Source organism: Streptomyces sp. NPDC029138, from assembly GCF_055564375.1.
The window spans coordinates 16,094-29,325 of sequence record NZ_JBVHWM010000079.1 but is presented as its reverse complement, the minus strand read 5'-3'; the positions used below and the strand labels follow the sequence as shown (position 1 = coordinate 29,325).

The following is a 13,232-nucleotide window of genomic DNA, read 5'->3' as shown; positions in this document are numbered from 1 at the left end:
CGTGAAGCCCACCTGTGAGTCCCCCCTGAATCACCGGTGCGGGCCCGTTGTTCACGGCCGGGACACCCTTCCCGTACACCCGTGATCAATCCGCAACCAATTCCGGTCTTGACCGAGACCCATCAAGCGGGTGTGTGATTACGCTCCCGCTCATGGCCGTCTCCCGTCCCTCTCCCGTCCACCCGTCGCCGACCCCCGCCGACCGCCCGGTGTATGTGATCGGCGCCGGTCCCGGGGGTCTCGCCGCCGCGTACGCGCTGCGGGCGCGAGGCATACGGGCCGTGGTGCTGGAGAAGTCCGACCGGGTGGGCGCCTCCTGGCGCCGGCACTACGACCGGCTGCACCTGCACACCACCCGGCGGCTGTCCTCGCTGCCCGGCCTCGCCATCCCCCGGAAGTTCGGCCGCTGGGTCTCCCGGGACGACGTGGTCCGCTACCTGGAGAAGTACGCCGAGCATCACGAGCTGGAGATCGTCACCGGGGTGGAGGTCCACCGCGTCGAGCGGACCGTGGACGGCACCGGGTGGCTGCTGCACGCCTCCGGCGGCCGGGAGCTGACCGGCAGCGCGGTGATCGTCGCCACCGGCTTCAACCACACCCCGCGCATCCCCGACTGGCCGGGCCGGGAGTCGTACGGCGGCCGGTTCCTGCACGCGGGCGAGTACCGCGACGCCGAGCCGTACCGGGGCCGTGACGTGCTCGTCGTCGGCGTCGGCAACACGGGCGCGGAGATCGCCGTGGACCTGGCGGAGGGCGGCGCCGCGCGGGTACGGCTGGCGGTGCGCACGGCGCCGCACATCCTGCGCCGGTCGACCCTCGGCTGGGCCTCCCAGTACTCGGGCGTGCTGGTCCGGCGGCTGCCGGTGTGGCTCGTGGACCGGCTCGCCGGGCCGGTCGGGCGGATCAGCACCCCGGACCTGTCCGCGCACGGGCTGCCGCGTCCGGACACCGGCCTGTACAGCAGGGTGAAGCAGGGCGCGATCCCGGTCCAGGACGTCGGCCTGATCGACGCGGTGCGCTCGGGCAAGGTGGAGATCGTGGCGGCCGTGGAGGCGTTCGAGGACGGCAAGGTGGTCCTCGCCGACGGCAGCCGGATCTCGCCCGACGCGGTGATCGCGGCCACCGGGTACGTGCGGGCGCTGGAGGGGCTGGTCGGGCATCTCGGGGTGCTGGACGGGCGCGGCAGACCGGTGGCGCACGGCGGCCGTACGCCCGCGCAGGCGCCCGGCCTGTACTTCACCGGGTTCACCAACCCCATCAGCGGGATGCTCCGGGAGCTGGCGCTCGACGCGACCCGGATCGCGAAGGCGGTCGCGAAGAGGCTGACGTAGTCGCGCGGTAACTTTGCCGTTCCGACCAGTTCCTGACACCCCGTCAGTTCAGTAACCTGACAGGGCGTCAGGTACTGGTGGCTGTCTCACAGGAGGCGGGCGGAACGATGCTCGGATCGACCCACGGCACCCTCACCACCGACTCCCGCCGGGCCCGGGTCATCGCCTGCGGCGACCAGCGGCCCGGACCCGCCATCCACGACCGGGTGGCGGACCTCGATGTCAGCGGGCGCCCGCTCCACGCGGACGTACCGGACCTGAACCGGTTCTTCCGGCCCGAGTCGGTCGCCGTGATCGGCGCCTCGGACACCGAGGGACGGCCGAACACCGGTATCACCCGGCAGCTGCTGGACTGGGCCGCGCGGGTCGGGGCGCGCGTGCACCCGGTGCACCCGACCCGCCCCTCCGTGTTCGGCCTGCCCTGCGTGGCCTCTGTCGCCGAGCTGCCCGGACAGGTCGACCTGGCCGTGCTGCTGGTGGCCGACCCGCTCCCGCTGATCGAGGAACTCGCCGAGGCGAAGGTGAGGTTCGCGGTCGCCTTCGCCTCCGGGTTCGCCGAGACCGGCCAGGCCGGCGCCGCGGCACAGGAACGGCTGGCCGAGGCCGTACGGCGCTCGGGCGTCAGGCTGCTCGGCCCGAACACCAACCTCAACGCCTTCGAACGCTTCCGGGACGACCTGACCGGGCCGGCCATCGCGCTGATCACCCAGTCCGGGCACCAGGGCCGACCCGTCTTCGCCCTCCAGGACCTCGGCATCCGGCTGTCGCACTGGGCCCCCACCGGCAACGAGGCCGACCTGGAGACCGCCGACTTCCTCTCCTGGTTCGCGGAACAGCCCGAGGTCGGCGCCATCGCCGCTTACGTCGAAGGGCTCAAGGACGGCCGCGCCTTCCTGCTGGCCGCCGACCGCGCCGCCCGCCGCAAGGTCCCGGTGGTCGCCGTGAAGGTGGGCCGCACCGAGGCCGGCGCCCGCACGGCCGCCTCGCACACCGGCAAGCTCACCGGTGCCGACGACGTGGTGGACGCGGCCATGCGGCAGTACGGCGTGATCCGCGTCGACGCCCTGGACGAACTCCAGGACACCGCCGCCCTGTTGGCGCGGGCGCGGGCGCCCCTGGCCGACGGCGTGGTGGTCTACTCGATCTCCGGCGGCACGGGCGCGCACGTCGCCGACCTGGCCGCCGGGGCGGGGCTCCGGCTGCCGGGGCTGTCGCCGGAGAAGCAGGCCGAGCTGCACCAGTGGATACCGGAGTATCTGAGCGTGGCCAACCCGGTGGACAACGGCGGCCACCCGGTCGGCGACCGGCGCGGCCGGAAGATCATCGACGCCCTGCTCGCCGACCCGGCCGTGGGCGTCCTGATCTGCCCGGTCACCGGCCCGTTCCCGCCGCTCAGCGACAGACTCGTCCAGGACCTGGTCGCGGCGGCCGAGGAGACGGACAAGCTGGTGTGCGTGGTGTGGGGCTCACCGGCCGGCACCGAGCCGGCGTACCGGGACGTCCTGCTCGGCTCCTCCCGCGTGGCCACCTTCCGCACGGTCGGCAACTGCCTGACCGCCGTGCGCGCCTGGCTCGACCACCACCGCTTCGTGACCGACTACCGCTCCCCCTTCGACGCGGCCCCGCGCACCCCGTCCCCCTCCTTCCGCAAGGCCGAGGCCCTGATGCAGCCCGGCCGGCAGCTCAGCGAGCACGCGGCCAAGCAACTGCTGCGGGCGTACGGCATCCGGGTGCCGCGCGAGCAGCTGGTGACCAGCGCGGCGGCGGCCGTACGGGCGGCCGGGCAGGTGGGCTACCCGGTGGTGATGAAGGCGTCCGGCGCGCAGATCGCCCACAAGACCGAACTGGGCCTGGTGAAGATCGGCATGACCTCGGCGAGCCAGGTCCGCGACGCGTACCGGGAGCTGACCGACATCGCCCGGTACGAGGGCGTCGGGCTGGACGGCGTCCTGGTGTGCCAGATGGTCGAGCAGGGCGTGGAGATGGTGGCCGGGGTCACCCACGACGAGCTGTTCGGGCCGACGGTGACGGTCGGGCTCGGCGGCATCCTCGTGGAGGTGCTGCACGACGCGGCCGTCCGCGTCCCGCCGTTCGGGGAGGACCAGGCCCGCGCCATGCTCACCGAGCTGCGCGGCCGGGCCCTGCTGGACGGCGTCCGGGGCCGCCCGCCGACCGACGTGGACGCGCTGGTGGAGGTCGTCCTGCGGGTGCAGCGCATGGCCCTGGAACTGGGCTCGCACATCGCCGAGCTGGACATCAACCCGCTGATGGTGCTGCCCCGGGGACAGGGCGCGGTGGCGCTGGACGCGCTGGTGGTGTGCCGATGAACGAGCCCGTACGGCACGAGGTCCGCGACCGGGTCTCCCACATCACCCTCAACCGTCCCGAGTCCCTGAACGCCCTCACCCCCGCCATGCGGGACCACCTCATCGACCTGCTGGAGGAAGCGTCGGCGTCCCCGGCCGTCCGGGCGGTGGTCCTCACCGGCACCGGCCGAGGCTTCTGCGCGGGAGCGGACCTGCGGGGCGGGGGCGGCTCGGGTGAGCGGGTGCCGGGTGACGTGGCCCGGGTGCTGCGCCTGGGCGCGCAGCGCCTGATCGCCGCCGTGCTGGACTGCGAGAAGCCGGTCCTGGCCGCCGTGAACGGCACGGCGGCCGGCCTGGGCGCGCACCTGGCCTTCGCCTGCGACCTGGTCCTGGCCGCCGGATCGGCCCGCTTCATCGAGGTGTTCACCCGCCGCGGGCTGGTCCCCGACGGCGGCGGCGCCTATCTCCTCCCCCGCCTGATCGGCCCCCACCGGGCGAAGGAACTGATGTTCTTCGCCGACGCGCTCCCGGCTTCGGAGGCGGAACGCCTGGGCCTGGTCAACCGGGTCGTCCCGGACGCGGACCTGGAGAAGACGGCCGGCACCTGGGCATCCCGGCTGGCCTCCGCCCCGACCAGAGCCCTGGCCCTCACCAAGCACCTGGTGAACACCTCCCTCGACACCGACCGCGCCTCCGCCTTCGCCGCGGAGTCCTGGGCCCAGGAACTCAACATGACGACGGAGGACGCCCGAGAGGGCCTACAGGCGTTCACCGAACGCAGGGACCCGGACTTCAGCGGCCGTTGACAGCCCGTCCAGCCCTTCCAGCCCTGTCCAGCCCCGTCCAGCCCTTCCTATCTGACATACCGTCAGCTTCAATGGAGGGGTGATGGGACACGCGGGAGCGGCGGCGTTCGCTGTTCGGTATCTGGGGGGCAGGCCCGTGGAGGCCCTGCCCCGGCCCGAGTTGCGGTGTGTGCGGGACGGTGAACGGGCGCCGGTGGGGCAGGCGGAGTTCCGCCGGGTGCTGGGGAGCTTCGCGAGTGGGGTCACCGTGATCACGGCGCCCGGGGCCGAGGGTGAGCCGGGGCCCGCCGGGTTCGCCTGCCAGTCCTTCTCCTCCCTCTCCCTCGAACCACCCCTCGTCTGCTTCATGGTGGGCCGTACGTCCGCGACCTGGCCGCGCATCGCCCGCGCCGGCGTCTTCTGCGTCAACGTGCTCAGCGCCGGACAGGACGAGCTGTGCCGGGCCTTCGCGGTGAGCGGCGCGGACAAGTTCGCCGGGGTGGCGTACGACCCCGCGCCCGTCTCCGGGTCGCCACGGCTCGCCGGTGCCGCCGCCTGGATCGACTGCGCCGTCCACGCCGTGCACACCGGGGGCGACCACCTCGTCGTCGTGGGCCGGGTGGCCGCCCTCGGTGCGGACGGGCCCCAGGAGCCGCTGCTCTTCCACCGAGGACGGTTCGCCCGGCTCACCGACGGCTGAGCCGCGCGTAAGGGCGCGTTCAGGATGCGGCGGGTCTGGGGACGGTCGCGGTGGTGCGCCGGATGACCAGCGCCATCAGGGCCGCCGCCGCGCACAGCGTGCCGGAGGCGTACCAGACGACGTCGTAGGAGCCGAAGACGTCCCGGGCGACTCCGCCGAGGTAGGCGACGGCGGCCGCGCCGACCTGGTGGGAGGCGAGCACCCAACCGAACACGATGGCACTGTCCTCGCCGAACTGCTCCCGGCACAGGGCCAGGGTGGGCGGGACGGTGGCCACCCAGTCGAGGCCGTAGAACACGATGAAGAAGAGCATCGGCGGGTGCACGGCGGGGCCCAGCAGCATCGGCAGGAACAGCAGGGACATGCCGCGCAGGGCGTAGTAGACGGCGAGCAGGCGGCGCGGTTCGAAGCGGTCGGTGAACCAGCCGGAGGCGATGGTGCCGACGACGTCGAACACGCCTATCACCGCGAGCAGCGAGGCCGCCGTCGTCACGGGCATGCCGTGGTCGTGCTCGGCGGGCACGAAGTGCGTCTGGACCAGTCCGTTGGTGGAGGCACCGCAGATGGCGAAGGTGCCGGCGAGCAGCCAGAAGGTGCCGGTACGGACGGAGGAGGACAGCACGCCGAGCGTGCGGCGGGCGGCGCCGGTGACGGGCGGCGGCTTGGGCACGAACTCCCGCGCCCCGTACGGTGCCACTCCCACGTCGGCCGGGTGGTCGCGCAGCAGAAGCCAGACGAAGGGGACCACGGCGGACGCGGCCAGGGCGACCGTGACCGCTGCGGGCCGCCAGTCGTGCCGCTCGACGATCCAGGACAGCAGCGGCAGGAACACCAGCTGGCCGGAGGCGGAAGCGGCGGTGAGGATGCCGGTGACCAGACCGCGTCGCTCGGTGAACCAGCGGTTGGTCACCGTCGCCGCGAAGGCCAGCGCCATGGAACCGGTTCCCAGCCCCACCAGCAGGCCCCAGCACAGCAACAGCTGCCAGGCCGCCGTCATCCACACGGTCAGGCCGGAGCCGAGCGCGATCACGGTGAGCGCGGCGGCGACCACCCGGCGGATGCCGAAGCGGTCCATCAGCGCGGCGGCGAAGGGCGCGGTGAGGCCGTAGAGCGCGAGGTTGACGGAGACGGCGGCGCCGATCGTGCCCCGTGACCAGCCGAACTCCTGGTGCAGCGGGTCGATGAGCAGGCCGGGCAGGGATCGGAAGGCCGCCGCGCCGGTGATCGTGACGAACGTGACGGCGGCGACGAACCAGGCGCGGTGCACACGGCTGCGCCGGGCGGGCGGGGCCTGGAGGGGAGCGACGGCGGGGGTTGTCTGGGTCACGTCTTCCAGACTCCCGCGCGTATGCTCGCGCATCGAGTGGCCCGGTGGACAGCCTTCGTTATGATCGGGCCATGACGACGAGCGCAGTCGCGGGGGGATTCCGGCCGCACCGGATCGCCGTCCTCGCCCTGGACGGTCTGCTGCCCTTCGAGCTGGGCATCCCGCACCGGATCTTCGGCCGCCCCCGGGACGCCCAGGGACGGCCTCTGTACGAGGTCGTGACCTGCTCGACCCGGCCGCCCGGCCTGGTCGAGACGGACGCCGACTTCGCCGTGCACGTCGCGCACGGCCCGGAGACGCTCGCGACGGCCGACACGGTGATCGTCCCGGCGTCGTACGAACGCGGCCCGCTCTACGACGAGGGCCGGCTCACCGACGAGCTGGCCGCCGCCCTTGCCCGCATCCGCCCCGGCACCCGGCTGGCCTCCATCTGCACCGGCGTCTACGTCCTCGCCGCCGCCGGCTACCTCGACGGGCGTCCGGCGACCACCCACTGGGCCGACGCCGAGCGCTTCCAGCGGATGTTCCCGAAGGTCAGGGTGGACGCGGACGTGCTGTTCATCGACGACGGGGACGTGCTGACCTCGGCGGGGGTGGCCGCCGGGATCGACCTGTGCCTGCACATGGTCCGCCGTGACTTCGGCACGGCCGTCGCCAACGACGTGGCCCGCCGCACGGTCGTACCGCCCCACCGCGACGGCGGTCAGGCCCAGTACATCCACCGCCCGGTCCCCGACCCCCAGGTCGCCACGACGACCGCTGCCCGCGCCTGGGCGCTGGGCCGGCTGCACGAGCCGATCCAGCTGCGGGACCTGGCCGAGCAGGAGGCCATGTCGGTACGCACCTTCACCCGCCGCTTCCGCGAGGAGGTCGGCATCAGCCCCGGCCAGTGGCTCACCCAGCAGCGCGTGGAGCGCGCCCGGCACCTGCTGGAGTCCACCGATCTGTCGATGGACCAGGTGGCCCGGGAGTCGGGCTTCAACACGGCCCAGTCGATGCGCCAGCATGTACAGGCCGCGCTCGGGGTCACGCCCACCGCCTACCGGCGCACCTTCCGCACCGGCGGCGGCACCGAGCGGCACGACGGCGCCGGCACCCCGCGCTGACCGGCCGGCCCGTCTCCCGCCCCACCAGCCGACCGACGTCAGCAGCAGGCTGAGGGCCACGCCACCCCGGCCGGGGCGCTCGTGGGCCAGGGAGCCCGGGGTCAGCGGGGCCATGGCCACCGGCATGCGGGCGCCGATGGCCACCAGGGCCCAGGTCAGGACCCGCCGGGAGACGACATCGCGGTAGCTCATGCCTCGACGGTAGGGGCCACCACCGAAAACCGCCGCCCCCTTCTCCCGAGCCTGTGGATAACCTCGGCCGCCGGTGCCTGACGGAGGCTCAGCGCGGTCAGAACGTCAGCACGGCCCGCGCCACCCGGCCCGCCTCCGCCTCCGCCCGGGCCTTCTCGAAGTCCTCCACCGGATACACCCCGGTCACCAACTCGTCCAGCATCAGGCGTCCTTGGCGGTACAGCTCGGCGTACAGCGCGATGTCCCGCTGGGGACGCGAGGAGCCGTACCGGCAGCCGAGGATCGCCTTGTCCAGGTAGAGGGAGGAGACCAGGAAGGACGCCTCGGCCGTGGCCGGCGGCACGCCGAGCAGGATCGCCTGGCCGCCCCGGTCGAGCAGGTCGACGGCCTGGCGGATCAGCTCCACCCGGCCCACGCACTCGAAGACATGGCCGGCCCCCGTCGGCAGCACATCCCGCACCCCGTCCGCCGAGGTCAGGAAGTCGGTCGCACCGAACTGCCGGGCCACCGCCTCCTTGGACGGATTGGCGTCCACGGCCACGACGGCGAGGGCGCCCGCGAGCCGGGCGCCCTGGATGACGTTCAGCCCAATCCCGCCCGTGCCGATGACGACCACGCTGTCCCCGTGGTCCACCCGGGCCCGGTTCAGGACCGCGCCGACCCCGGTGAGCACCCCGCACCCGATCAGCGCGGCGGAGGACAGCGGGATGTCCTGGGGGATGCGCACCGCCTGCACGGCCTTGACGACCGTGCGTTCCGCGAAGGCCGAGTTGGCGGCGAACTGGTGCACCGGCTCCGCGCCCCGCGTGAACGGCTTCGCCGGGCGCCCGATCGCCTGCCGGCACATGGTCGGCCGTCCCCGGTCGCACTCCGCGCACGTCCCGCAGTTGGCCAGCGTGGACAGGGCCACATGGTCACCGGGCGCGACATGGGTGACGCCCACACCCACCGCCTCCACGACCCCGGCGCCCTCATGGCCCAGCACCACCGGTACCGGGAACGGGATGGTGCCGTCCACGACCGACAGGTCGCTGTGGCACAGCCCGGCCGCCGCGATGGCGACCAGCACCTCGCCGGGGCCCGGCTCCCGTACCGTCAGATCGTCGACGACCCGGACCTGCCTGCCGTCGAACACCACACCCCGCATCACACGGCCCCCTTCGGCTCACCCGGCAGCCCGAGCACGCGCTCGGCGATGATCGTGCGCTGGATCTGGTCCGAGCCGCCGTAGATGGTGTCGGCCCGGGAGAACAGGAACAGGTGCTGGCCGGCGTCGAGCGCGTACGGCGAGGCGGGCGACCAGTCCTCGGGTCCCACGGCCGCCGCCGCGCCCCTGACCTGGACGGCCAGCTCGCCCAGCCGCTGGTGCCAGTCGGCCCACAGCAGCTTGGCCACGCTGGGCGCGCCCGGGTCGGCGGGGCCGCCGAGGGTGCGCAGGGCGTTCCAGCGCATGGCGCGCAGCTCGGCCCACTGGCGGACGAGCCGGGCACGCAGCACCGGGTCGTGTACGGCTCCGGTCTCCACGGCGGTCGTGAGGACCCCCGCCAGCTCCTCGGCGAAGCCGATCTGCTGGGCCAGGGTGGAGACCCCCCGCTCGAATCCGAGCAGGCTCATCGCCACCCGCCAGCCGTGCCCCTCGCCCCCGACGACGTGGGCCGCGCGTGCGTGTGCCCCGTCGAAGAAGACCTCGTTGAAGTCGCTCGTGCCGGTCAGCTGCCGGATGGGCCGGACCTCGACGCGGCCGGGCTGGTCCATCGGCACGAGCAGGAAGCTGAGGCCGTGGTGGCGGCGCGCGTCCGGGTCGGTCCGGGCCAGCACGAAGCACCAGTCGGCCTCATGGGCGAGCGAGGTCCAGATCTTCTGCCCGCTGATCCGGTACGACGTCCCGTCCCGCACCGCCGCCGTGCGCACCCCGGCGAGGTCGGAGCCGGCACCGGGTTCGCTGTATCCCTGACACCAGAGTTCCTCACCGGCGGCGATCGGCGGCAGGAAGCGGCGCTTCTGCTCCTCGTCGCCGTGGGCGAGGAGGGTGGGGGCGAGCAGGTTCTCACCGATGTGCCCGGAACGTGGGGGCGCGGCCGACCGGGCGTACTCCTCGGCCCAGACGACCTGTCGGGTGAGGGGCACGGTCCGATTCCCGTACCCCGACTCCCCCCAGCCGAGCCCGATCCAGCCGGCGGCACCGAGGGTCCTCTCCCAAGCACGCCTGGACACCGAGCCATTGGCATGCTCGCCCAGCCAGGCCCGGACCTCGACACGAAACGCCTCATCCTCGTCGCTGAACCCGAACTCCATGTCCACCACCTCTGATCGGTGACCGGCGTCGGTGTCGGCCGGGGGCTGGTCCGCTCACCCGCGCCGGCGGGGTGCCGCCGCGCCCACCCGTGCCGCCCCAGCGGCACGACTGCCCGCAGCTGCGCGAGCGCCCCGAGGGGGCGCGGGGCTGCATCGATATGCGGCTCCGCCGCGTGGGCGCGACCAGCCGAAAACGACCCGCAGCCGCCGAACCACAACACGTTCCGAGCTACTAGGCGTTCGGTCGGCCCCCACCCCGCGCCGCCTCCTCCATCGCCGCCAGCTCGGAGAGCATCGGCATCGGATCCACCCCCACCGATCCCGGCAGAACCTCGGCGATCCGCTCGGGCGTCCAGCAGGACCCCTCGGCGTAGACGGAACGGAGTTCCCTCGGCTGGGCCCACACCGCGATCTTCGGCCCGGCGACCGTGTACACCTGCCCGGTGACGCCCTGCGCGGCAGCCCGCTCGGACAGCAGGTACACCACCAGCGCGGCCACATCCTCCGGCTCCCCGATCTCCGCCAGCCGCACGGGCACGTTCGCCGACATCCGCGTACGCGCCACCGGCGCCACCGCGTTCGCGGTCACCCCGTACTTGTGCAGGCCGAGCGCGGCGCTGCGCACGAGGGAGATGATCCCGCCCTTGGCCGCGCTGTAGTTGGCCTGCGCGACGGAACCCTGGTGGTTGCCGCTGGTGAAGCCGATGAGGGTGCCGGAGCGCTGCCGGCGCATGACGGCGGAGGCGGCCCGGAACACGGTGAACGTGCCCTTCAGGTGGGTGGCGACGACCGGGTCCCACTCCTCCTCGGTCATGTTGAACAGCATCCGTTCCCGCAGGATGCCGGCGACGCACACGACCCCGTCGACCCGGCCGTACGTCTCCACCGCCGTGTCCACGACCCGCTGCCCGCCCGCCATGGTGGAGATGTCGTCGGCGACCGCGACGGCCTCGCCGCCCGCCGCCTCGATCTCCTTGACGACGGCCTCGGCGACCTCGCTGGTGGGCGAGGCGCCGTCCACGGCCACGCCGTGGTCGTTGACGACGACCTTCGCCCCCTCGGCCGCCGCCGCCAGCGCGACCGCCCGCCCGATCCCGCGCCCGGCACCCGTCACGGCGATGACCTTGCCGGTCAAGAAGTTCCCCACGTCCGGCCCCTTCCCTCATTTTCTGACGGTTCGTTAGATTGACGGTCCGTTAGATTTTATGTCCCGCCGACCGCGCGGGCACAAGCCCCGGGGAGGCACCGGATGACACTGCCGGAGGAGTTCCACAAGATCGCGGGGCGCGTGAACAACTGGGGGCGCTGGGGCGCCGACGACGAGGTCGGCACCCTGAACCTGATCACGGACGACGTCGTGCGCGAGGCCGCCCGCGAGGTGCGCACCGGGCGCCGCGTCCCGCTCGCCCTCCCCCTCCGGCAGGACGGCGTGCAGACGGGGATGATCCCGGGCCGGGTCAACCCGCTGCACGCGATGGTGCAGCTCAACCAGGAGCTGTTCGGGCCGGGCACGGTGGCGTGCAGCGACGACGCGGTGACCATGGGGCTTCAGGCCGGCACCCACTGGGACGCGCTGACGCATGTCTCGCACTCCGGGAAGCTCTACAACGGCCGCCCGGCGCACACGGTCACCGCGCACGGCGGTGCCGAGTTCAGCGGCATCGACAAGGTGCGGCACCTCGTCTCGCGCGGGGTGCTGCTGGACGTGGCACGCGCGCGGGGTGTGGACCGGCTGGCCGGAGGCCACGCGGTCACGCCCGAGGATCTGGAGGCGGCCGAGGAGTTCGCCGGTACGCGCGTGCGTGCCGGTGACATCGTGCTCGTACGGACCGGGCAGGTGCGGGTGTATCTGGCCGGGGACAAACACGGGTACGGCTATCCGTCGCCGGGGCTCTCGGTGCGCTGCCCGGAGTGGTTCCACGCGCGTGACGTGGCGGCGGTCGCGAACGACACGCTCACTTTCGAGATCTTCCCGCCCGAGATCGAGGATCTGTGGCTGCCCGTGCACGCGCTGCACCTGGTGGAGATGGGGATGCTCCAGGGCCAGAACTGGAATCTCGAAGAGTTGTCCACAGCCTGTGGACAAACGGGCCGGTACGCGTTCCTGCTGTCGGCGATGCCCGAACCGTTCGTGGGTGCGACGGGGACACCGGTGGCCCCGGTGGCGATCCTGTGAACGACGGCGGCACGACGGCCGTACGACGACGCCACGACTGCGGTCGGCCGCGCGACCGCGGTTGGCGGCGCGTGCCTCCCCCCACCGTCACACGCACGCGCCGCCGTCCGACGCGACCCGCACTCGGCGAGGACCGCCGTCACCCGGGCCCTCGCCGTCCCCTCGCGGCGAATCGACGCACCCCAGCCTGATCAGGCACCCAGGGGACGTCAACGGCGGTACGGGACTGTGTTGGGGCAGGCCTGCTCACGGCACCCGCGCACGGGTGCACCCCCGGCGCACCACCGCTCCGGGCCGCTAGACCGCTTCGAAGGCGAGATCCTCGTACGCGGACAGTCCGCCCCCGTACGCCATCGCCGCGCTCTCCCGGGGCTGTGAACAGCGGTCCAGTTCGCACCAGATGCTCTTGCCGGCGTCCTCGGGGCTCCAGCCCCAGCGGTCGGCGAGACAGTCCACGAGGGCGAGACCCCGGCCGCCGGTGGCGTCGTCGTCGGCGCAGCGGGGCACGGGCGCGCGCGAGCTGCGGTCGGCGACCTCCACCCGCACCGTGGCCGACGCGCACTTCTCGGCCGTCGGGCCCGGCAGACAGAGCCGCAGCACGGCCGGCCGGCCGGTGTGCACCACGGCGTTGGTCACCAGCTCGGAGACGAGCAGGATCAGGGTCTCGGCCAGCGGTTCGTCGGCCGTTATCCCCGATCCGGCGAGCCGCGAGCGGGCCCACCTCCTGGCCCGCCCCACCTCCGCGGGGTCGGGCCGGATCTCCAGCTGCACTTGAAGCACCTGCACCGCTCACACCATCCGAACCGGCGGATACATGACCCCACGCCACCCACGCGCCGCGGCCTCAGCCGCGGCGGCGATCACGAGGGTCACGATCGTAGCCATTTTCTGTATGGCCAGAACAACGGCCAGAGCAAGGGTCACGGACCGTGACTCCCTTGCTAGACAGCATGGTTGACGTACAGTCACCCCAACAAGCGCTTCGGGCATATTCCCGCGCGAAGGAGTACGCGT

General features: G+C 73.1%; 11 protein-coding genes. 6 read left to right on the top strand and 5 right to left on the bottom strand.

From position 1 onward, the window contains the following. Positions 1 to 152: 152 nt before the first annotated feature. From ACZ4WH_RS38185 to ACZ4WH_RS38170, 4 genes are all read left to right on the top strand, one after another. A complete protein-coding gene (locus ACZ4WH_RS38185; protein WP_468189656.1) occupies positions 153 to 1,331 on the top strand; it encodes a flavin-containing monooxygenase in 1,179 nt (392 codons plus the stop codon). A gap of 107 nt (positions 1,332 to 1,438) precedes the next feature. Continuing rightward, entirely contained in the window at positions 1,439 to 3,658 is a 2,220-nt protein-coding gene (locus tag ACZ4WH_RS38180) for an acetate--CoA ligase family protein (RefSeq protein WP_468189654.1), read from the top strand. Beyond that, a complete protein-coding gene (locus ACZ4WH_RS38175; RefSeq protein WP_468189652.1) occupies positions 3,655 to 4,443 on the top strand; it encodes an enoyl-CoA hydratase/isomerase family protein in 789 nt (262 codons plus the stop codon). Before ACZ4WH_RS38180 ends, ACZ4WH_RS38175 begins: the two co-directional genes overlap by 4 nt. Before the next feature lie 82 nt (positions 4,444 to 4,525). Next, the gene (locus tag ACZ4WH_RS38170; protein WP_468189650.1) at positions 4,526 to 5,122 is read left to right on the top strand and encodes a flavin reductase family protein; all 597 of its coding nucleotides are present in this window, start codon (positions 4,526 to 4,528) and stop codon (positions 5,120 to 5,122) included. 19 nt (positions 5,123 to 5,141) lie between these two features. Here the strand turns inward: ACZ4WH_RS38170 and ACZ4WH_RS38165 are convergent, their stop codons facing one another. Then, the gene (locus ACZ4WH_RS38165) at positions 5,142 to 6,449 is read right to left on the bottom strand and encodes an MFS transporter (protein WP_468189648.1); all 1,308 of its coding nucleotides are present in this window, start codon (positions 6,447 to 6,449) and stop codon (positions 5,142 to 5,144) included. 71 nt (positions 6,450 to 6,520) lie between these two features. Here ACZ4WH_RS38165 and ACZ4WH_RS38160 point away from each other — a divergent pair, with 71 nt between their 5' ends. After that, on the top strand, positions 6,521 to 7,555 hold the full coding sequence (locus tag ACZ4WH_RS38160; protein ID WP_468189646.1) for a GlxA family transcriptional regulator: 1,035 nt from the start codon (positions 6,521 to 6,523) through the stop codon (positions 7,553 to 7,555). 289 nt (positions 7,556 to 7,844) lie between these two features. On the opposite strand, the gene ACZ4WH_RS38155 is transcribed toward ACZ4WH_RS38160, so the two are convergent. The 3 genes from ACZ4WH_RS38155 to ACZ4WH_RS38145 form a co-directional block, all read right to left on the bottom strand. Next, positions 7,845 to 8,894 (bottom strand): alcohol dehydrogenase catalytic domain-containing protein, encoded by a 1,050-nt coding sequence (locus tag ACZ4WH_RS38155; protein ID WP_468189644.1) that lies wholly within the window; start codon positions 8,892 to 8,894, stop codon positions 7,845 to 7,847. Next, positions 8,894 to 10,042, bottom strand: coding sequence for an acyl-CoA dehydrogenase family protein (locus ACZ4WH_RS38150; protein ID WP_468189642.1), 1,149 nt, complete (start codon positions 10,040 to 10,042; stop codon positions 8,894 to 8,896). The genes ACZ4WH_RS38155 and ACZ4WH_RS38150 overlap by 1 nt, the downstream gene beginning before the upstream one ends. A 232-nt stretch (positions 10,043 to 10,274) precedes the next feature. Further along, positions 10,275 to 11,189, bottom strand: coding sequence for an SDR family NAD(P)-dependent oxidoreductase (locus ACZ4WH_RS38145; RefSeq protein WP_468189640.1), 915 nt, complete (start codon positions 11,187 to 11,189; stop codon positions 10,275 to 10,277). 102 nt (positions 11,190 to 11,291) lie between these two features. Between ACZ4WH_RS38145 and ACZ4WH_RS38140 the strand changes: the two genes are divergently transcribed. Then, positions 11,292 to 12,218 carry a cyclase family protein gene (locus ACZ4WH_RS38140; RefSeq protein WP_468189638.1) on the top strand — a complete coding sequence of 309 codons (927 nt, stop codon included), beginning with the start codon at positions 11,292 to 11,294 and terminating at the stop codon, positions 12,216 to 12,218. A gap of 297 nt (positions 12,219 to 12,515) precedes the next feature. Here ACZ4WH_RS38140 and ACZ4WH_RS38135 read toward each other — a convergent pair whose 3' ends face one another. Next, positions 12,516 to 12,989 (bottom strand): ATP-binding protein, encoded by a 474-nt coding sequence (locus ACZ4WH_RS38135; protein WP_468189685.1) that lies wholly within the window; start codon positions 12,987 to 12,989, stop codon positions 12,516 to 12,518. Positions 12,990 to 13,232 lie beyond the last annotated feature (243 nt).